A 20861-nucleotide genomic window follows, 5' to 3' on the forward strand; every position below is an offset into this window, starting at 1 on the left:
GGTTGTGAAGAAATCAGCACGTATACCAGAAACGGTAATACGCATGCGTGTGTTCATAAGATTTCGCTGTGATAGTATACGTAGCAGCATTATAAATCAAGATATACCCCAACATCAGCGTTTGTAAAAATTCTGTGTTAAGTCGGTATGTGAGCATATAACAAAGCTTTACAGCCTTAAGATATAAAGTCGTGGTTGTAGAAAAAAAACATAAATTCATAGGTTTAAAATGCTCATTTCTCTTTTATTGTAATAAATTAGGTCACTATTAGAGGTATGTCGTATGTGTACGTTAAAAAACTTTGGAAATATCAAAAAAATGATTTTGGTGTTTTTATAGAACACAAAAAATAATTTGGAGCATGAAGGTAGTCGTTTGCTAGAATGTGATACATGCGACCAATGCTCCTATGAGGTTGGATGCTCTTTTGATGATGCGAGGGTTTATAATGAAGTCTGTTTATGATGATATTTTTTATTTATGACAATGCGCTATAGGGTCGTCTAGGGGAGCAAGAATTTACATGTTTATGAGAGCGGGGAGCTTTATATTGAATATGAGTGGAGAGGCATATGTTTATACTAATGTAGTTGTTTTAGCTAAATTTTGAATGCTCAATATATTGAAGTTTGTAAAGATACTCGTGGTTATAGAAAGGCTTGTGTTTATAAAAATGCTTTGGTTTGTGGTGATGTAAAGATTTGTGGGAAGGTAAAGCTTTACAGAAAAGCTGTGTTTTATGGCATTGAAGGTTTTTGTTAATAATGAAAAAATTTCTACATATACCCATATTCCATATAGCGTAAAAGAGGAAGATAGAGACATTTCAAGGAAGGCGTGTATTGATTTTATCACGTTATTCGTTTTGTTAGAAGTTCCTTATTTTTTATATTTTGGAATCAATAAATATGTCGCAAGTAATTAGTGAGAGCGTATAGAATTAGTCGCTTTCAGAGTGTTTTTGCGTCATTTATCAATGTCTTAATGAAGAAAATACGAATGCTAAGGGCGATTATTCGCACTTGGAATATGTAGTTTATTGCCTTCTTTTTTGATGGAGGATGAATCAAAAACAAATTGCTTAAGATGATCACTTGAGCGGCAATGAGAGGAGATAAAAATGAGTGTAAACGAAATTTTATTGGGAGCAATGATTATTGTTTTGTTGTTTATTGGAGTTATATTTCGGTTTTCTTTATATTATCGCAGTCAAATTAAAGTTCTAAAAGAGGAATCCAGAAGGATAAAGCATGAGTTTTTAAAGGATTCTATGAAGATGACTGAAGAACGAGATAGAACTTTTAGAGAGCAAAATATGGTGATTAAAAGACGTGATCAAGCAATAAAAAAACTAAAAAAACAAATTAAGCAATATGAAGAAAATGAAAAAAAATATCAAAAGGTGCTTAAATCTGAAGATAATAAAGGTTGATCGTATTCATATTTGCATCCAATTTATTCATTAAAGGATTTTTAGATGCGTTAGAAAGGTTAGAAATAATAAGAAAGAGATAAATTTTCATAAAGTCCATGATGATGCTTGTGGAGAGGTTGTCTTGGAAAAGAATATTCAAGGTTATTCTGATCAATAATTTATAAAATCGTTAAAGTTGGTAAAGAGGTAATTGTTGGAGACAAAATAAAATTTATGATGATGTCCCAGTTTATAGTTATGCTAGAGTATTAAAAAGGGGATCTATACGATCCGGCTATTGTTGTGGTGATTTATATTATTTTAGAAAACAATTTTGCGTATTCTTCTTAGGCTTTAGGTATAATATTGCGATAGTTTCAAGAAATAGGCATAAAAAATTGCATGATAATAAAAAAGAAAGAGATATTTGATTTTTATGAAGATGAAGGGATAAGTCAGTTATGATGGTCCGATAAAAATAGAACGACGAACGCAAATGATATTGATAGCTAGGAAAGCCCCCACATTCCTAGTTTATAATTTATTTTCTCTTTATGGGCGTTTGTTCTATGAAGAGACACAGTGTCTGAGGGATTTTCTGCTTGATAGAGGCTATCAAAACTCAATTATATTTGAATATAAACACCCACTCTACAAATATTTAATTGTTACGCATATATGTTAAAAATAACGCAAAAAACGTCCTTATTATGAGAAAAATAAATCACCGTTTATTCATTACAAAAATGTAACCAGAAATCTTATTCTAAAAATTAAACTCTTACATTTTAATAGTAAAGAACGTTAAGACTGCAGTTCTTTAATAAGCGCTTTATGAGTAATTTCTTTAATTTGCTCAATATTCATTAAGATATCTTGTTTTGTTGGATATCCTTTACTCGAAAAAGCAACTTTTTGTGCATCACCTGAGATTAAACGCCAATACCACTGATTGTGAACACCTTGAAACACCTCAAAATACATGTTTCCTACCTCATAAAATAGCTGATAATTTTCAGGATGAATACTCAACTAACCCATTTACAAATACTAATGTATGTCTCTATAGGAAGTCGTCAATATATTCCCCTTAAATTTTCTGACCTTAAAAAGTAATTTCTATGAGAGCTATTATTCTTCTAACAAGAAAAATTTTCTTGTCAATAAGATATGAATAAGAATTTTATACTATAAAATTATTTTTCTAATTTAATGACACTATATGTTCATTTACAATAAAAATATTTTTCTTTTACAGAAGTAAATTTTATAGAGTGCACAAATCCCTACCAGCATGGATAGAGGAAAGATACTTGTCTCCATGCTGGTGGCGCTTAATTATTTCTTGTTTTTTCTTTTTAAGTAGGCGTTTATTGATTAGCAATAACTTCTTTTTGGGATACGCTTCGAATGAGTAAATCAATGAATAAGCTAAGGGTATAAGAATTAGCCATTTTGGCTTTCATATCGATCAGAGATGTTGCAGTTTTAGGGTTAAGGCCATTTGATAAACCTTGTCTTGATAAATATTGCTGCAATTTTTCATAAGAGCTGTCGATTTTTTCTTGATTTAGTTTTTCATTACGATCACACTTGGTAAGTGTTTCTTCTAGTCCCTCAATTTTTTTTATAAAATAATTCCAGTCAAAATCACCTTTTGTATATTCGGCGTCAAACATTTTTCCTTGTCCGGTTAAAAGCCAATTAATGTTGACACCATATAACGTGCGATATGTTTGTAAGACACTAAGATTGGGTTCTCTCTCTCCACGCTCATAAAAAGCAATGGAATTTTTTGTCATACTAAAACTTTTAGCTAAGGTTTCACGTGATGGATCGCCTAAAGCAAGACGTACATAACGTAAACGTTTTCCAAATATGGTTTTTGATTCAGTTTCAGGACGTGCCACGAATTATCTCCCTCAGTAAATCATCATGGTATAAATCATTAAATAATAAAAGCACACTATGTATTAATATTCTATGACATAATGTCAATATTTATCGCTTTAATTTTTCTTTATTTTTTTATTTTAATGGATAAAAAATACTCTCTCAACTCTCTTGTATTGACGATTAACATTCATTTCAAAACAAAACTCTCTGTTTATTGCATTTGTCTTTTGCTTTTTTGAGAAAATTTTCATGTAACTTTACTATATATATTCTATACACCTCTGCATTAAGAGATGCAACTTTAAAGAAGTACAAGCTTTTGATTTGTACTATGTGTGTGCTGTAGGTGAATTAGAAAATAAACTTTGAGGAATGATCATGTCCCTATTACGCTATTTTGGTTTTGCTTTTTTTTTCACCATTATTGGTGTTTTTTTAGGAGGGGCTATCGGTTGGTTTGAAACGGGAAGCATTACTGGTTTTTTTAAATATTTTTTTATTTGCTGTGTCTTAGGGGTTTTGGAAATTTCTTTATCCTTTGATAATTCTATTATTAATGCACGTGTTCTTGGTAAAATGAGTCCGTTATGGCGTCGTCGTTTTCTTATATGGGGTATTTTGATCGCTGTATTTGGGATGCGGATTGTTTTCCCGCTGTTAGTGGTTGTCGTGGCTGTTGGGATTAATCCAATTGCGGCAGTTAAATTAGCAATAGGGGAACCACATCGATATGCCGAAGTTTTAACCGATGCGCATATGGGAATTGCCGCTTTTGGAGGAACTTTCCTTATGATGGTTGGCTTAAAATATTTTTTTGATTCTGAAAAAGAGGTCCATTGGCTTAATGTTATAGAGAGACCTGCTCAAAAGTTTGGAGCACTTGTTGGAATGGATATTGCAATTGTTTTGATTTTGATCTTATTCGTATCAGGGCAGATTGTTGCGGAAGATAAAGTTACTTTTTTATTAGCAGCCCTTTATGGGCTTTTGACTTTTATAGCTGTTGAAGCTGTCGGTCATTTCTTGGATAATCCTAAGAGAACTTTGACGACAGTGGCTCAAGGGGGACTTGGGGCATTCCTTTATTTAGAAGTTCTCGATGCGAGTTTTTCTTTCGATGGTGTGGTTGGTGCTTTTGCCTTTTCACACAATCTTTTTATTATCGCAATTGGTCTTGGAATTGGTGCATTTTACGTTCGTTCGATGACAATTATGTTGGTCGAATCAGGGACATTGTTGCATTATCGTTATTTGGAGCATGGTGCTTTTTATGCAATTTTAGTTCTTGCCGTGATTATGTATCTACAAACGATTATATCGGTTCCTGAAGTTTTAACAGGACTTGTGGGAGTCTGTATTATTGGAATGGCATTATATTCTTCGATTCGTTTTAAGCGTCGTCAACTGGATAAACATGGTTCATATTAACGCATTGAAACTTAATATTTTTTAATGAGTTCGTTTATCACATATTCGTAATATGAGAGATCTTTCATGCAAAATAAAATGCCATTGCCTTTTTTTATTAGCGTCCTTATTTTAAAGTTGAATTGATAGCATGATTTTTCTCGTGGAAGGAATAATGTAAAATTTCTTGGAGGCTTTGACTTAAACACAAGGTGCAAACGGGCATTATACTTTTTACCCGCTTTCAGGTCGATGACAGCTCTTATCTTTAACGATGCATAAGAAGCGTTTTTGCTGCTTTCTTGAATGATTTTTATTTCTATATTGATCCTATGTGTGACGTGTAAGAGAATAGTTTATTTCTTATCAATCATTGCCTTATAATAGATGGCCAGAAAACAATATTTTAGGAGACCATTAACAGTTCGATACCAGCTTCGTTCATTGTTTTAAGCATCATGTTTAGAGATTCGTTTACATCAATACCAGCGCAGGCATTTAATGAAACACTGACTTGAAAACCATATTGTATGGCGTGTAGAGCAGAAAATCCAACACAAAAGTCAGTTGCTAAGCCACACATAACGAGCTTGGTAAAACCATGTTCTTTGAGATAAACTTGTAAACCTGTTGGTGTTTTTTGATCATTTTCAAGAAAAGCAGAATAACTATCCATTTTTTGATTATAACCTTTTCTAAGGATAAGTTGTGCCTTTTCTACTCTGAGAGATGGGTGAAATTCTGCTCCTTGTGTTCCTTGTATGCAATGATCAGGCCAAAGTATTTGAGGACCATAGTCAAGATTAATGGTATCATAGGGCTTTTTTTCAGGATAGCAGGAAGCAAAGCTGCAATGGTTTTTGGGGTGCCAGTCCTGGGTTAAGATAACGTGGTCAAAACGATTAATGAGATTATTGACAGTGGGTAAAATAACATCACCTTGTGGTACTGCAAGTGCTCCACCAGGTAAGAAGTCATTTTGCACATCAATGACGAGTAAGGCTTTTTTTTCCATAAATATATTCCTATAGGAGATGAGCTTTTATCGTATTTTTAAAAAGCTATATTTCGTCTTGAAGTTTTGAAATGACTTGTTGAAGATGGATCTTATTTTTATAATTATCAAGCCAAAAGAGGGGAATAGATAAGTTTTTACAATTCATTTTATAGTTTTTTACGAAGTGTAACCACATACCAATGGGAAGTGTACTGTCGTTATTTGTTGCGACATGTTGACGCAAGGCTTTCATGATCATTGGGCTTGGGACGTCAGATCCCATAAGGCGGCAGTCGTTTTGTAAACGCAATTTAAGCCACATCAAGGCAAGGGGGGAAGTCCATTGTTTTCCGTAACAAAAAATTGATGAAAAGAGAGAAGGATTTTTTACTGCGTAATATAAAGCCCATAAAGAAAAAAAAGAAGGCGCATAGAGAACTACTTTTCTTTCTGGTCCCATATTACATTGATAGGTTGGTTTAATACGGTAAAAATATAATGTTATATCTGGTATGGAAAAGAGGGGTAATGTTTGATAACATGTTTCTGGTACCGCTAAAAAGATTTTCTTTTTACTTTTTGAAGGAATGTTTTTTTGCATTTAAAACCATACTGGGGCTTGTGAGATAAGAAAAAATGTACCAATATTAAAGCAAAAAGCTTTTGAGACCATGTAAGCTCTATTTACTGTATAGTTTCAAAAAGCGAAAGTAATTTTTTCAAAATCCTAATCTTTAATATAGCACAATATAAAGAGAAATTTATGGCACGTCAATTTATCTACCATATGGCTGGGCTCAACAAGTTTTACGGCAATAAAAAAATTTTAGAAAATATTCATTTGTCTTTTTATCCAGATGCGAAGATCGGCATTCTAGGGCCAAATGGTGCAGGTAAATCGACTATTTTACGGATTATGGCTGGGCTAGATAAAGAATATACGGGAGAAGCATGGCTTTCTGAAGGGGCTCGTTGTGGCTATTTACCGCAAGAACCTTTGCTTGATGCAAGCAAAGATGTGCGTGGCAATGTGATGGAAGGTGTTGCAGATAAACAGGCAATTGTCGAGCGTTATAACGAATTGATGATGAATTATAGTGAGGAAACGGCTGATGAAAGTGCAAAGCTTCAGGATATTATTGACAGTCAGAACCTTTGGGATTTAGAAAATCAAGTGGAAATGGCGATGGCTGCTCTTGGTTGTCCGCCAGCTGAAGCAGATGTGACAAAACTTTCGGGTGGTGAAAAGCGGCGTGTGGCGCTTTGCAAGTTGCTTTTGTCAAAACCTGATTTATTGCTTTTGGATGAACCGACAAACCACTTAGATGCTGAAACGACGGCTTGGCTTGAAAGGTATCTGCGTGAATATCCTGGTGCTGTACTTTTGATAACCCATGATCGTTATTTTCTCGACAATGTTACGGGGTGGATTTTAGAGTTAGATCGCGGTAAAGGTATCCCTTATGAGGGGAACTATTCTGCTTATTTAGGGGCTAAAGCTAAACGTTTGGCTCAAGAAGGGCGTGAAGAGGCTGCGCGTCAACGTGCTTTATTGCGTGAGAAAGAATGGATTGCTTCTAGTCCAAAAGGGAGACAAGCAAAGTCAAAAGCGCGGATTAAAGCTTATGATGAATTGGTTCAGGCAGCACGTGAACGCCGTCCTGGAGAGGCGCAAATCATTATTCCTATTGGAGAAAGATTAGGACAGGTTGTTATTGAAGTTGATCATCTCTCTAAAGCTTATGGTGAACGGGTGTTGATTGATTCTCTCTCTTTTAAACTTCCTGCTGGGGGCATTGTCGGCGTTATTGGGGCTAATGGTATGGGAAAGTCGACCTTGTTTAAAATGTTGACGGGACAAGAACAGCCCGATTCAGGTCAAATACGGATCGGTGAAACCGTTCACATGAGTTATGTGGATCAAAGTCGCGATTCCTTAGCAGGAGATAAGACTGTTTGGGAGGAGATTTCTGGTGGAAATGATATTATTAAGTTAGGCAAATATGAGATGAATAGTCGTGCTTATTGCGGTGCTTTTAATTTCAAGGGGACCGATCAACAGCAAAGAGTAGCAAATTTATCAGGAGGGCAGCGCAATCGCGTCCATTTGGCGAAACTTCTAAAAGAGGGGGGGAATGTGCTGCTTCTTGATGAACCGACAAATGATCTTGATACTGAAACGTTGGGTGCATTGGAAGATGCATTAGAAAATTTTGCTGGTTGTGCAGTGATTATATCGCATGATCGTATGTTTCTTGATCGATTGGCAACGCATATTTTAGCCTTTGAAGGTGATGGTCATGTGGAATGGTTTGAAGGGAATTTTGCTGAATATGAGGCTGATAAAGTTCGCCGCCTTGGGGCAGAATCCCTTAATCCTAAGCATGTAAATTATAAGCCTCTTACACGCTAAAATTTCTTAATCTTATTGGAACTTTATCGAGAAAATAAGAGTGTTTTTGTGTTGATGATATTCATCAATAGAGTCGTGTGTGTTTTATGGAAGTTTTTATTTATTGGAAAGAGGAGAGACTCTTTCATGAGTCCATGGTGTAAATAACGCCATTCTACTCGTGATATAGCTGTTCTTGCTGGAAAATTGCCATGAAGAGGGAGAATCTTTTTATAGAAAATTGCTATTCTGCAAATGCTCTGGTCATTAAGCATGAGCGTCTTTTATTAAAAGCGACAAGTAAAGCCATCCTATTATTTATTCTCTCCCCATGTTAGATCGTTTTTGTTTTGAGATAGTTATGAAGAGGCATTTCATTTATCCATAGGTTGCCGTTTCTGAAGGGCAAGAGAATGGTGTTGTTTGATTTACCATGAATAGGTTTGAAATGAGAAAAAATGACGATATTTTAGCTTGTTATTTAAGTTAAAAAATATAAATAACTATTATAAATCAATATATTATAATTATTTTTTGATAAATTTGATAAGATCTGTTCATCTTTTACAGTGGCTCATTTTCATAGGATGATAAAATAGTGGGAATGAAATAGATGAAGAATATGCGCATTATGCTTGACTTTTGTTCCTATAAACAAATCTTTATAGAGAAGTTTAGGGAATAATTATGAAAAAAAGTGCAAGTTTAGATGCAATGATTGTACTGCTGAAAGCGGTTGCAGAAGTGAGCCATTTACGTGTTCTCAGACTCTTAAATCATGAAGATTTAACAATCCCTGATTTTATTTTTATTCTTGATCAGTCGCAAGCGTGTATATCACGATATTTATGTTTATTGTACGAAGCACGATTGATTGAGCATTATCAGAAGGGAGGTTGTCTTTATTTTAAGCTTTGTCATGATTTTTGGGGTAAAGATATTGTAATGAGCATTCTTTCGTCTTTGCCAAAGCATGATATGTTGTTAGCACACGATTTAGAACGTTTGAAGGATATCAAAAAGCAGCGTCAAAAAACGAGAAAAAAACATTTCTTAAAAAATACGTCGCAATGGGATGTTTTACGGTCATCCTATATGGCAGATCATGGTGTGGAAAGTGCTTTACTTAAAATCGTGGGTGATAAGCCATTTCAGACGATGCTGAATATTGGGATGGGGGGAGATTCTGTCTTAAAATTGTTTTCTGATCTTTATACGCATGCGGTTGAAGTTGTGCTTGATCGTGATGTTTTGCACTTGCCTGTTGGAGAGACAACTTTTGATTTAGTCATTCTTCATTGGGTTTTACATTTTCTTGAAAACCCTGAAATGGTTCTTCATAAGATATCAGATATTTTGCGTCCTCATGGGCGTTTATTAATTGTGGATTTTTGTGATCATAAAGTTGAATCTTCATCTTCTGATCAAGAGCCGATACATCTTGGATTTTCGGCTTTACAAATAGAACAGTGGCTTAAAAATGCGGGGCTTGTTTTAGAACAAACAGTTTGTCTTACTCCTATACAAAGTAAAAACAGTGAGGCGTGTGTGGTGACAATTTGGCTTGCTCGTGATCCACGTTTATTGGTTGATGATATTAAAGATAAACAAATCGATTTTGTATAAACCATGTTTGTTAATATGCTTTATTCTATGATCTTTCTCAAGGAATAGCGCAGAGATAAAACTTTATTCAATTATTGAGAAGTTATTGTTTTTTTTGTATTCGTATTATGCCTTTATATGAGGGTATTGGTATTTCATAGCGGCGTGGAGGCCTTTGTAATTCTTATAGAGTAAGGCTGTAAGAATTATCATTTCAGGTGTCTTGATATCGTGTTATTAATTCATCAATAAATTGATTTTAAAAGATGAATGATCTTTTAAAATTCCAAAAGCGTCTGTTTTTCTGTTACAAAAGAGGTTTTGTGTCAATAAAATCGTTTGAAAAAGGCTATGAACCTTTCCTACATATTTCTCAATATGAGAGCAGCTACAATATAATATGGTGGTGGTTTGTACCTTCATAAATGTTAAAGATGGTGCTTTTCAATCTTATCTTACAAGCATTCATATATATATGCTTTGTGTTATATTTATAAAAATTAGATTGGCGGTGATCTATGGGTAATCCGTGGTTGAAAGCAATAAGAAAATGAAAGCGTTATATCTCTTGATCATGAAAAATCATGAAGGTTATTAAATAAGTCCATTTTTCTTGCCAAAAGTGAATTTCTTTTTTTTTGCTTACGCAGGGGCATCTTTTGGTACAGCTTATGAGTGATATAGCGTAAAATTCATAGGGCAGTATCTTTTTTCGTTTAAATAAAAGTTAATAAGCTAGCATTATCATTTTATTTCCAATTTTCAATATTGTATCACCCTTGCTTTAAAATGGCTCATCGGAGATATTTTGATTCTTTTTTATTACTTTTATTCCCATGCCAATCTTATTTATGACGTGCGATAGTGTGGCTGTGATTGATTCATATTGGAAGATTTTAAATAGGGGTGCTTATAAGGTTGGGGACCGTCATTTAATATGAAAACGATCAATAATTATTAAAATCAATATCTTGATATATGAAAAGAGTAGAGAAATTTTTGAATACAAAAATTGTTTTATTGATCATTTTGTAAGACAGTTTAAATGGCAAAGATTAAAAGGAAATATCTGCATTCATCGTTTTTGTTACGATAATAGAGGGGTTGGTTGGCTATTGTAAGGTAGTTTATCGTTATTGGGAATGATTATAGGGTATGATTCGAAATAAATACCTTCAGAAGTTTCATTTTTTCATAAGCTATTTAAACTCTCTTCATTGATACTAAGAGTCAAGAGATTTGATAGTATTTTTAAAGGGCCATTTTCAGAAAATTTTATGAAGATAGATAAGATTTTTCTCTCTAATTTATTGTTTTTATTTTAAATAATTTTATCTGTTCTTTTGAACAGCTGTTTTTACTGTTATTGTATAAGGCTTAAAGACGACATTTTTCTTTTGTGGTGATCGCTCTGTTGGACAAGTGATTCTGCTGATTCTATTTTTTATAGGATGAATATATACAGATTACTTGTTTTTTAATGATGATCACCAGAGTTATGAAAGAAATTATTATAAAAATTATGATGGTTGTAGATTCTGATCAATATCTTAGGGGAATAAAATTGCTTCAAATTGGTGCATTTTAAATTTTTTTTGCCTAAATTTCACCATTTTTAAACAATTTATAATTCTTTTTTGTTTTTTTGCGTAGAAGATGATAAGAATTTCTTGTTGTTTAAAGCATTTTATTCCATAGCAAGAATATTGCATCGGCTATCTTAGTGGTCGATGTGAGAAGACGATCGGGGAACCTCCTCCCCCCCCCCCGCGTGGATCCCCTAGATTGTCTGGCCTGACTGAGGATTTCCTCAGTCAGGTTTTTTTGTAAATTGTTTTTAGGGCTTGGTAAGATGTTTTCAGGGTCCTTAAAAGGTGTAAAGTTTATTATTACGTAGTATGTAGTCCTAGGGGGATAAGCGTTTGCTGAGTGGTTAGTGTTATCGTGTTTATTATTCATAATGAGAGTTTTTCTTTATTGAAAAATTATTGAGTGCTATAAAGGGAATCTGTGTTTGATTCTGTGATCTTTAGGTGAGAGATGATGGGATTTTTCTCCGGTCGTATTGCTGTTATTTTATTTATGTTTCTTCTTTTTGGCGTAGGCATTTTTGCTTCTCAGAGTGTTGTGGTTCATAAGCTTCTTTCCAACTACATGTTCTCTTCTTCTTCTCCTTCTTCTTCTCAGCAAGTTGAGGTAACAGAGGCTTTATTGCTAGAGAGATGGGCAATGGCTTTTCCAGATGTTATTGAGCGTCTTTCTAAGATGAGTCCTCAGCAGCGAGAGCTGTTTATTGAGCAAGTGCGTCGCGATGCGGTTTCATTTGCTTCTGAAAGTGGTCAGAGTCGTGAAGAAGCACACAAGTTTGGTGAAACTGTCGCTATGGCTCTCACAAAAGCGATGTCTCGTCCTTCCATTGCGAATGCTTATTTTTAATTATTTTTTAATCGTGTTTCTTGGATGTGATTTTAAGGGGTAGAGCTTTTCGTAACGTTTTGAAAAGTGCAAAGAAAATAGTTAAATTGTAAGATCATTAGTAAAGTTTATATTATCTAAAAGATAAAACAATCGGGTTATAAGAATCATGTTGTGATCATTACAAGAGTGATCGCAAGTTTATCGAGAACTATTCTGGTTAACTGTATTATCAATGATTACAGTGACAAAAAGAATAAAAAGCAGCTTAAATCAAAACAGACTTTTCATAAAGGGGTGAATAATTTGAGAGCGCTTATTGCTAGCAAAGCAAAGGCATGAATTGTTATAATAAAATATATTAAGCGGATTTTATATGTCCGTTATTTTTTTGTTTGAGTTAAGAGAATAGAAAACTCCCAAAAGGCTTGATCTTCCTTTTCTTGTGGACTTTAAGATGTTTATTCATTTATACGATTTGTAAAGATGGGGTGCAAGACTGATAAGATGATAATCTGGGATCAAGTAAAAAATATTTAGATGAGGTTGAGAGGTCCATTTTTCTTTAAAAGGTTTTGAGGATATTGTATTTTTGAGAATTAAAAAACAGATAAAAATAATTATTAAGCTTTGTTGTATGAACAAAGAAGGATATTGTTTTTAATAGTCATTTATCCTTTTATATGTGAAGTGGGAATCTCGAATATTATAGAATTCTTTTGTTTTCAATCTGTTAAAGAAATCAAAATCAGTTTTTTACACAACACAAAGCGGGGGGGCTTTTGTGGATAAAAGCTCTTTTTAGAAAGACGTAAAAAGCGTCTTTAAGTTATCTCAAAGACCAAGGGCTATTGCTATCTTTTAAATTGATAAAGAGTATGAGAGTTTTGGTATATTTATGGGCTTTTTTGCACGATGGTGGGGGGGAGATTGGTTTTGGTTAATGGTTTATTGAGGATAAAGAGTGTTGCGGTCATTTATTGGCGCGTGAGAAGCATAAATAGCGGTTTTTATTTTTGTGAAACTTTTGCGATATTGAAGCTCTTCAATAAAGATGATTTTGTCTCTATTGCTTTGTGGGATTGATTTCAACAAAGAATTTAATCATCGTCTGTAAAAAATATTATGTCTACTTAAATTGCTATCTTTGTACTCTAAAAATTGGTAATAAAACAGCAATAGTAGAAATGGATAGAGTATATTATATTCATTGAATATGCTATAAGCTTAACTATAGTCTCTTTAATTTTCTTATTTTATGATATAGGGAAATCTATAATTTGTGCATAAAGAGATTTGCTTTTAATATAGAGTTTTATCTTGAAATTGTCTTAGTATTTCCTTTTTCAAGCCGTTCTTTTGCTTTCTTTTTTGTACAATATGCTTGCAAATTATTTGCGGATAGAATTTGAGAATGTTGTGAAGAGAAAGAAAATGCAATTTTTAAAAATCTTGTTAAATACAGCATGTGCTGTATTTTTTATATTTGATATAAACTGGACTCATAGTGCCTTAAATATTGCAGAATCAAAAGAAGGCTCAGTGATTGTTGATTCTAAGATACCTGCGCGTCCTTATGAGTTTCTTATTCGAAAACTTGCAACGAAGCATAATGTTCCCGTTAATTTAGCCCATGCTGTTGTAAAAGTTGAAAGTAATTATAAGGCAAGCATAAAAGGGGCCGCGGGCGAAATAGGTTTAATGCAAATAAAACCTTCTACGGCGCGAGGGTTGGGATTTAGTGGTTCTGTAAAAGATTTGTACGATCCTGCGACCAATCTTGAATATGGTATGCGTTATTTGGCGCGGGCCTATAAGCTCAGTGGTGGAAGTACATGTGGTACAATCCTTAAATATAACGCAGGTCATGCGGCAAAAAAAATGAATTCCATTTCGGCAAAATATTGCGCAAAAGTGAAAATGTATTTAGCTTCATTAAAATAAAAATGCTTTTTGAAAGGGAATAGCTATAAAATATTTTAAGATGCTCTTTTCACGGAGCAGAAAATGTTTTATGATTTAACGCGTCAGTTGGCTGGGCAACCGCGCTTGTCCAATGCTGAAAAGCGGCAGGTGAGGAAAGTCCGGGCTCCATGGAAAGACGGTGCCGGGTAACACCCGGCGGGGGTGACCCTAGGGAAAGTGCCACAGAAAGTAAACCGCCTATTTTTATAGGTAAGGGTGAAAGGGTGGAGTAAGAGCCCACCGCGCATTCAGTAATGAATGTGGCAAGGTAAACCCCACCGGGAGCAAGACCAAATAGAAATGACGTGCAAGATTTAATTGCAGCCGATTTCCGGGCGAGTCATTCGGGTAGGTTGCATGAGGCGGATGGTAACATCCGTCCCAGATGAATGGTTGCCATGTAAAGTATGAGCTTTACTATACAGAACCCGGCTTATAGGCCGACTGATATTTCATGATGATACGTGATATTTTATACGTTCAATGATGTATAGGCTTTTATGAAGTCTGTGTTTGAAATAAGCACTTGAATAAAGAGTGTTTTAAAAAATTATAACATTTCTTTAAGTATAATACACTAGGATATGTCTTGGGATAACTTTAGCTTTTCTCCTTTATAGCTATTAATATGAAAGTTTAAGGGTTGGGTTATTCTTATATCGGTTGTTATGAGAGAGCTGTTGATTTGAAACAGCATAACTTCAAGACGGATTATTTTGATAAAACAGGATCAAAGAGCTGAACGCCATATTCCAGTGTTGTTACAGCCAGTTTTGGCTGGGCTTATGCCATTGGTTGGAGCAAAAGTGATTGATGGCACCTTTGGTGCTGGTGGTTATACGCGCGCCTTGTTAAAGGCAGGGGCACAGGTGATTGCTCTTGATCGTGATCCTCACGCTATTGGTGCGGGGCAATCTCTTGTTGATGAATTTTTTCCACGGCTTCGTTTGGTTCATATGAAATTTTCACAGCTTGATCGTGTTGTTGAAGAGAAAGTGGATGCGGTTATTCTGGATATTGGTGTTTCCTCAATGCAGCTTGATGAAGCAGAAAGAGGCTTTTCTTTTCAAAAAGATGGTCCCTTAGATATGCGAATGGCTCAGACGGGTTTTACAGCGAGCGATGTTGTAAATCATCTACAGGCAAGAGATTTAGCGCGTATTTTTAAGATCTTAGGAGAAGAGCGTTATGCGGGACGAATTGCACGAATGATTGAAAAGCGTCGTGTTGTTCAGCCTTTTTTGCGTACTGGTGATCTTGCGCATGCCATTGAGTTGTTGGTAGGGCGAAAGCCTGGAGATCGCATTCATCCTGCAACACGTGTATTTCAGGCTCTTCGTATCTATGTTAATGATGAAATTGGTGAATTAGCGCGTGGTTTATTTGCTGCTGAACGCGTTTTAAAAGCTGGAGGTCGTTTGGGTGTTGTTAGTTTTCATTCTCTTGAAGATCGTATGGTCAAAAGGTTTTTTGTCTCTCGTTCTGGAGAAGGTATGAGATCACGCCATTTGCCTGAAATAAAGCATTCTCCAGCAACATTTTTTCCTTTGTTTAAAGGGGGAATAACCGCAAATAAAGAGGAATTACAGCAAAATCCTCGTTCACGTTCTGCGAGATTGCGTATGGGGGTGCGGACTGAAGCAGAAGCTCTTGGGGAGGATATGAAGTTATTTGGTTTAGCAGAGATTGCCGGTTTTGAAGGTGGCAAGAAATGACAGTTTTCCGTACATTTGATATGATTTTAGTGATGATTATGATTTGTATGGCTGGTCTTACTTATAAAGTAAAATATGATGTTCAAAAACGTATGAGCGAGGTTCGTCATCTTGAGCATGAAATTGCTGCAGCAAAAAATACGGTGAGTTTGCTTCATGCTGAGTGGGCTGTCATGATAAAGCCTTCACGCATGCAAAAACTTGCAAAACGTTATCAAAAACAACTTGGGTTAGAGGTTATAGAGCCGCATCAAATCGTAGAGCTTAAAGATATTCCGGTACGAGAACACGATCCAATTGAAGAAATCATTAAACAAAATATCTTGGAAGATCATCAGGATATTTTGGCAAATAATAGGGCTTCTCAAGTTAATCGTGCTGTTCAAAAAGGCGTACAGCAATGAAATCGGCTTGTTTATCCTCACAGAAAAAAAAGTACTTAAAGGATTCGTTGAATCATCCTAATGTTTCTATTCGTCGTCCGTACTCTAGCCGTCCACGTTTGCTTTTTTCATTGTTCTGTTTTTTGGTTTTATATGGCATCATGGGAGCTTGCCTTATTTCTTATGGGTTGGAAGGTGGACAGATTGAAGAAGCAAAGGGACCAAGCATTCTTCAATTGACGGCACGACCTGATATTGTTGATCGTAATGGTCGTTTATTAGCAACAGATATTAAAACCTATTCACTTTTTGCTGAGCCACGACGTATTATTGATGTAGATGAAACAATTGAATTGCTTTCAACAGTTTTGCCTGATCTGAATTGGCAGGAAACTTATAAGCGTTTAAAAAGAAAAACCGGTTTTTCTTGGATACAGCGTGGGTTAACACCCATGCAGAAAACGCAAATTATGGCTCTTGGTATTCCAGGAGTTGGTTTTCGGACTGAAATTCGTCGTTTTTATCCTGATGGACCTATAACTTCCCATATTCTTGGCATGGTCAATGTGGATAATCAGGGCATTGCAGGTATGGAAAAATATATTGATGATACGGGCTTGAGTGCTTTGCGTGCAGCTGGTCTTGCCGTGGAAGAATCGCTAAAACCAGTTCAGCTTTCGATTGATGTGCGACTTCAGGCAATTGTTCATGATGAACTTATTCAGGCTATGAAGCGTTATAAGGCAATTGCTGCAGGTGCTGTTATTTTAAATATACATACGGGGGAAATTTTGGCTTTGGCATCACTTCCAGATTTTGATCCTGGAAATCCTATTGAAGCTTTAAAAAGTGATCGTCTTAATCGGATGACGGCTGGAACCTTTGAAATGGGGTCGATCATTAAAAGTTTTACGACCGCTATGGCTCTTGATTCCGGTATTTTTCATTTAAACAGTGTTATTGATGCTTCAAAGCCCATAAAAGCAAGTAGTGGCTATACGATTCATGATTTTCACGGAAAAAATCGTCCTTTAACGTTATGGGAGGTTTTTATTTATTCTTCCAACATTGGTTCTGCTAAAGAGGCTCTAGCGATAGGGATTGATAAACATCGTGATTTTTTACAAAAACTTGGGCTTTTAGATCGCCTTAGAACAGAATTGCCTGAAGTTGCCCATCCTATTGTGCCTCATCATTGGAAGGATATCCATTCTATGACAATTTCTTTTGGGCATGGTATGGCGACAACACCTTTGCAAACAGCTGTTGGGGCTGCTGCTTTAATGAATGGTGGTTGGTTGATTGCACCGACATTTTTAAAACGGACAAAAGAACAAACTTTGCACCATGCAAAACAGGTTTTGAAGGCCAAAACAAGCCAAAATATGCGTTACCTTTATAAATTAAATAGTGATATTGGTTCTGGACGTAATGCTAAAGTAGAGGGCTATCGGGTGGGCGGAAAGACAGGAACAGCTGAGAAAGTTGAAAATGGGAAATATTCAAAAACAAAAAACTTCAATAGTTTTCTGGCTGCTTTTCCGATTGATGATCCTGCTTATGTTGTTTTAACAATTATTGATGAACCTAAGCCAGAGGAAGGAAAACATTCCGCAACAGCAGGGATGAATGCTGGACCAATGCTTGCGAATATTGTTCGTCGTTCAGCCAGTTTTCTTGGTATAAAACCCGATTTTAAAAAAGAATATGAGCCTTTTTTAGGTGACAAGAGCCATTCAAGTTTTGTTAAACAGCGGTAAAATGAATATAAAGGTGCGTCGTTATGTTGTTTGGAACAGTTTTTACAGAATGTCTTGAAGATCAGAAGCTTTCTTCAATGGAAATAACAGGGATCAGTGCAGATTCTCGACAAGTCTTACCGGGCTATGTTTTTGTCGCTATTCGAGGAAAACAAGGGGATGGAAGAGACTATATCAATGATGCGATAAAGCGGGGAGCACGCGCAATTGTTACTGATCGCGAGGAGATTCTTGAGGGGTTATCTGTTCCAATTTTACGTGTTTCTAATGTTCGTCATAGTCTTGCATTGGCTGCTGCACGTTTTTATGGTTCTCAGCCTGAAACGGTGGTTGCTGTAACCGGTACAAGTGGTAAAACATCTGTTGTCTCTTTTGTTCGGCAAATTTGGACTCATGTTGGATTGTGTGCTGCTAGTATAGGAACGGTTGGTGTTGTTTCACCTCACCGGAATGATTATGGTTCTCTTACAACACCTGATCCGGTTGTCTTGCACCGTCTTCTTTGTGAAATTTCTCATGAAGGTGTGACTCATGTAGCTCTTGAAGCTTCTTCACATGGGCTTGATCAAGGACGCCTTGATGGAGTGCGTTTAACGGCTGGTGCTTTTACCAATTTAGGGCGAGATCACATGGATTATCACAGATGTGTAGAGGATTATTTACGGGCTAAAATGAGGTTGTTTGATACACTTTTGCCTGTATCTGCTCCTGCTTTGATTTTTGCTGATGATGTCTATTCACAAAAAGTTATTGATGCTGTTACACAAGCGCGTCGCCGTGTCTTGACTATTGGACGTAAGGGACAATTTATCACAATTAATCGCGTTGAACATCAACGCTCAAAACAGTGTATCGAATGTCGTGTGGAAAATAAGATTTATACATTTGATTTGCCTTTAGCTGGAGATTTTCAGGTGGCCAATGCACTTGTGGCGGCTGGACTAGCCATTGCAACAGGTCTTTCTCCTGATAAGGTTTTTTCTGCACTTGAAATTTTGCAAGGGGCCCCTGGTCGGTTAGAGCTTATTGGAAAGACAGAAAATAATGCACCTGTTTATATTGATTATGCCCATAAACCAGAAGCTTTGGAGCAGGTTTTGCTTTCTGTTCGTCCCTTTACACAAGGGCGTTTGGTTGTTGTTTTTGGTTGTGGAGGGGATCGAGATCAAGGAAAAAGAGCTTTGATGGGAAAAATTGCAGCAGATAAAGCGGATATTGTTATTGTAACGGATGATAATCCGCGCACAGAAATACCAGAAAAAATACGCAAGGATATTTTGCAGGCGGTACCAACAGCCATAGAGATAGCAGATCGTGGTGAGGCTATTTCTTATGCGGTGGGGCTTTTGAAAGCTGGTGATACACTCATTATTGCTGGGAAAGGTCATGAAGATGGCCAAATTATAGGGCAGACAACTTATCCTTTTTCAGATCGTCTGAAAGCGATAGAAGCTCTAGAGGACCAGAGGAGATGACAGCTTTATGGGATAAACAAGCACTTGTTACCGCAATCGGTGGCTTTGTCGTGGGGAATTTACCGGAAACTTTTTCTGGGGTTTCCATTGATAGTCGTACTCTTGTAGAAGGCGATATTTTTTTCTGTATTAAGGGAAATCATCTTGATGGTCATGATTTTGCTGCGCAGGCTTATGCACGAGGTGCAGGCGTTCTCATTGTTGCGGAAAATCGTTTGAAGGATATGGAAAAGATATCGGCTCCATTGATTGTTGTTCCTGATGTTTTGCAAGCCCTAGAAAAACTTGGGAAAGCTGCACGCAAACGTTCAAGAGCTAAAATTATCGCGATAACAGGATCGGTGGGAAAAACAACAACAAAAGAAGCTTTAAAACAAGTCCTTGCAACAACTGGAAAGGTTCATGCCAATCTCGCTTCTTTCAATAATTGCTGGGGGGTTCCGCTTACTTTAGCGCGGATGCCGATGGAGAGTGATTATGGTATCTTTGAAATTGGCATGAATCATAAAGATGAAATTCGCTCTCTGGTTAAATTGGTGTGTCCGCATGTTGCTCTCATTACGCATATTTGTGCAGGACATATGGGTTTTTTCAAAGATCTTGAAGAAATAGCAGAGGCAAAAGCTGAAATTTTTGAAGGATTGGATGAAGGGGGCATTGCCATTTTAAATGCAGATAGTGATTTTTTTTCTTATCTCGTTCAAAAAGCAAAGCAATGCGGTGTGAAAAAGATCTTAAGCTTTGGTGAGGCTGAAAATGCTGATTATCAAGCGCGGGATATATGTCTTTTAACCGATTGTTCTTCTATGATGGTACGTATTGAAGGACAGGAGAGGCAGGTCAAAATTGGTGCTCCTGGACGCCATATTGTGCAAAATAGTTTAGCTGTTCTTGCGGCTTGTGATGCCATTGGTGTTGATTTAGATCCTATTGTGCTTTCTTTGAGTCATTTTTCTTCTCAAAAAGGGCGGGGTGTTCGTTATCGATTGTCTTTATTGAATGGCGGCGAATTTTATCTCATTGATGAAAGCTATAATGCTAATCCCGCATCTATGCGTGCGGCTCTTGAGCTTCTTGCGACAGGACCAGTTGGGGAAGGAGGGCGGCGAATTGCTGTTTTAGGGGATATGCTAGAGTTAGGGGGATATAGTGAAAAGCTTCATCGTGATTTAAGGGAGCCAATACGTCTTTCTGGTGCTAATCCCGTTTTTTTATTTGGTGAGGCGATGAAATCTTTAGTCAGTGATTTATCTGCTGATGTTGAGGTTCATTATGCTGAAAATATTGAGAAAATTTTACCGCTTCTTTTGGCAGAAATTTTTCCTGGGGATCTCTTGATGATTAAATCATCCAATAGCCTTTGTTCATCAAATATTGTGACGGCATTACTTGAGCGCTATAAAGCGGTTTCTTCATAGTTTTAAGAGGTTTTTTGT

At 36.2% G+C, this 20861-nt stretch carries 15 protein-coding genes and 1 other RNA gene; 12 read left to right on the plus strand and 4 right to left on the minus strand.

Annotation, left to right across the window (positions count from 1 at the left end; translation table 11 throughout):
* Positions 1-1121 precede the first annotated feature (1121 nt).
* Entirely contained in the window at positions 1122-1433 is a 312-nt protein-coding gene (locus FS875_RS03065; protein ID WP_144752880.1) for a hypothetical protein, read from the plus strand.
* A 786-nt stretch (positions 1434-2219) separates the two neighbouring features.
* Here the strand turns inward: FS875_RS03065 and FS875_RS03070 are convergent.
* Together FS875_RS03070 and FS875_RS03075 are read right to left on the minus strand one after the other, a co-directional pair.
* On the minus strand, positions 2220-2399 hold the full coding sequence (locus FS875_RS03070; RefSeq protein WP_120122553.1) for a YegP family protein: 180 nt from the start codon (positions 2397-2399) through the stop codon (positions 2220-2222).
* Positions 2400-2785: 386 nt separating this feature from the next.
* Positions 2786-3325: a helix-turn-helix domain-containing protein gene (locus FS875_RS03075; protein WP_144752883.1), complete on the minus strand. Its 540-nt coding sequence runs from the start codon at positions 3323-3325 to the stop codon at positions 2786-2788.
* 364 nt (positions 3326-3689) lie between these two features.
* On the opposite strand from FS875_RS03075, the gene FS875_RS03080 reads away from it, so the two are divergent.
* Complete coding sequence (locus tag FS875_RS03080; protein ID WP_144752886.1) at positions 3690-4739, plus strand: DUF475 domain-containing protein; 1050 nt, start codon at positions 3690-3692, stop codon at positions 4737-4739.
* A 385-nt stretch (positions 4740-5124) separates the two neighbouring features.
* Here FS875_RS03080 and pncA read toward each other — a convergent pair whose 3' ends face one another.
* Positions 5125-5733, minus strand: coding sequence for a bifunctional nicotinamidase/pyrazinamidase (gene pncA / locus FS875_RS03085; protein WP_144752889.1), 609 nt, complete (start codon positions 5731-5733; stop codon positions 5125-5127).
* Positions 5734-5779: 46 nt separating this feature from the next.
* Entirely contained in the window at positions 5780-6316 is a 537-nt protein-coding gene (locus tag FS875_RS03090) for a hypothetical protein (protein ID WP_144752892.1), read from the minus strand.
* Positions 6317-6478: 162 nt separating this feature from the next.
* Between FS875_RS03090 and ettA the strand changes: the two genes are divergently transcribed.
* The 10 genes from ettA to FS875_RS03140 all read left to right on the plus strand — a co-directional run bounded on the left by ettA (position 6479) and on the right by FS875_RS03140 (position 20843).
* Positions 6479-8128, plus strand: a complete 1650-nt coding sequence (gene ettA, locus FS875_RS03095; protein ID WP_144752895.1) for an energy-dependent translational throttle protein EttA — start codon at positions 6479-6481, stop codon at positions 8126-8128.
* Between the two features lie 666 nt (positions 8129-8794).
* Positions 8795-9733 (plus strand): ArsR/SmtB family transcription factor, encoded by a 939-nt coding sequence (locus FS875_RS03100; RefSeq protein ID WP_144752898.1) that lies wholly within the window; start codon positions 8795-8797, stop codon positions 9731-9733.
* A 2022-nt stretch (positions 9734-11755) separates the two neighbouring features.
* Positions 11756-12148 (plus strand): hypothetical protein, encoded by a 393-nt coding sequence (locus FS875_RS03105; protein ID WP_144753040.1) that lies wholly within the window; start codon positions 11756-11758, stop codon positions 12146-12148.
* Positions 12149-13561: 1413 nt separating this feature from the next.
* A complete protein-coding gene (locus tag FS875_RS03110) occupies positions 13562-14071 on the plus strand; it encodes a lytic transglycosylase domain-containing protein (protein WP_144752901.1) in 510 nt (169 codons plus the stop codon).
* 83 nt (positions 14072-14154) lie between these two features.
* Positions 14155-14544, plus strand: an RNA gene (rnpB, locus tag FS875_RS03115) — RNase P RNA component class A.
* 264 nt (positions 14545-14808) lie between these two features.
* Positions 14809-15807 carry a 16S rRNA (cytosine(1402)-N(4))-methyltransferase RsmH gene (gene rsmH / locus FS875_RS03120; protein WP_144752904.1) on the plus strand — a complete coding sequence of 333 codons (999 nt, stop codon included), beginning with the start codon at positions 14809-14811 and terminating at the stop codon, positions 15805-15807.
* Complete coding sequence (ftsL, locus tag FS875_RS03125; RefSeq protein ID WP_144752907.1) at positions 15804-16211, plus strand: cell division protein FtsL; 408 nt, start codon at positions 15804-15806, stop codon at positions 16209-16211. Before rsmH ends, ftsL begins: the two co-directional genes overlap by 4 nt.
* A complete protein-coding gene (locus tag FS875_RS03130; RefSeq protein WP_144752910.1) occupies positions 16208-17950 on the plus strand; it encodes a peptidoglycan D,D-transpeptidase FtsI family protein in 1743 nt (580 codons plus the stop codon). The genes ftsL and FS875_RS03130 overlap by 4 nt, the downstream gene beginning before the upstream one ends.
* A 23-nt stretch (positions 17951-17973) precedes the next feature.
* Positions 17974-19425 (plus strand): UDP-N-acetylmuramoyl-L-alanyl-D-glutamate--2,6-diaminopimelate ligase, encoded by a 1452-nt coding sequence (locus FS875_RS03135; RefSeq protein ID WP_144752913.1) that lies wholly within the window; start codon positions 17974-17976, stop codon positions 19423-19425.
* The gene (locus FS875_RS03140; protein WP_144752916.1) at positions 19422-20843 is read left to right on the plus strand and encodes a UDP-N-acetylmuramoylalanyl-D-glutamyl-2,6-diaminopimelate--D-alanyl-D-alanine ligase; all 1422 of its coding nucleotides are present in this window, start codon (positions 19422-19424) and stop codon (positions 20841-20843) included. Before FS875_RS03135 ends, FS875_RS03140 begins: the two co-directional genes overlap by 4 nt.
* Positions 20844-20861 lie beyond the last annotated feature (18 nt).

The organism is Bartonella saheliensis (genome assembly GCF_902162175.1).

Excerpts from the sequence above, each read along its gene's own strand:
- ettA (WP_144752895.1), top strand. The coding sequence starts at position 6,479 with ATGGCACGTCAATTTATCTACCATATGGCTGGGCTCAACAAGTTTTAC.
- FS875_RS03130 (WP_144752910.1), top strand. The coding sequence starts at position 16,208 with ATGAAATCGGCTTGTTTATCCTCACAGAAAAAAAAGTACTTAAAGGAT.
- pncA (WP_144752889.1), bottom strand. The coding sequence starts at position 5,733 with ATGGAAAAAAAAGCCTTACTCGTCATTGATGTGCAAAATGACTTCTTA.
- FS875_RS03065 (WP_144752880.1), top strand. The coding sequence starts at position 1,122 with ATGAGTGTAAACGAAATTTTATTGGGAGCAATGATTATTGTTTTGTTG.
- FS875_RS03110 (WP_144752901.1), top strand. The coding sequence starts at position 13,562 with ATGCAATTTTTAAAAATCTTGTTAAATACAGCATGTGCTGTATTTTTT.
- FS875_RS03080 (WP_144752886.1), top strand. The coding sequence starts at position 3,690 with ATGTCCCTATTACGCTATTTTGGTTTTGCTTTTTTTTTCACCATTATT.
- FS875_RS03140 (WP_144752916.1), top strand. The coding sequence starts at position 19,422 with ATGACAGCTTTATGGGATAAACAAGCACTTGTTACCGCAATCGGTGGC.
- FS875_RS03100 (WP_144752898.1), top strand. The coding sequence starts at position 8,795 with ATGAAAAAAAGTGCAAGTTTAGATGCAATGATTGTACTGCTGAAAGCG.
- FS875_RS03070 (WP_120122553.1), bottom strand. The coding sequence starts at position 2,399 with ATGTATTTTGAGGTGTTTCAAGGTGTTCACAATCAGTGGTATTGGCGT.
- ftsL (WP_144752907.1), top strand. The coding sequence starts at position 15,804 with ATGACAGTTTTCCGTACATTTGATATGATTTTAGTGATGATTATGATT.
- FS875_RS03135 (WP_144752913.1), top strand. The coding sequence starts at position 17,974 with ATGTTGTTTGGAACAGTTTTTACAGAATGTCTTGAAGATCAGAAGCTT.
- FS875_RS03105 (WP_144753040.1), top strand. The coding sequence starts at position 11,756 with ATGGGATTTTTCTCCGGTCGTATTGCTGTTATTTTATTTATGTTTCTT.
- FS875_RS03090 (WP_144752892.1), bottom strand. The coding sequence starts at position 6,316 with ATGCAAAAAAACATTCCTTCAAAAAGTAAAAAGAAAATCTTTTTAGCG.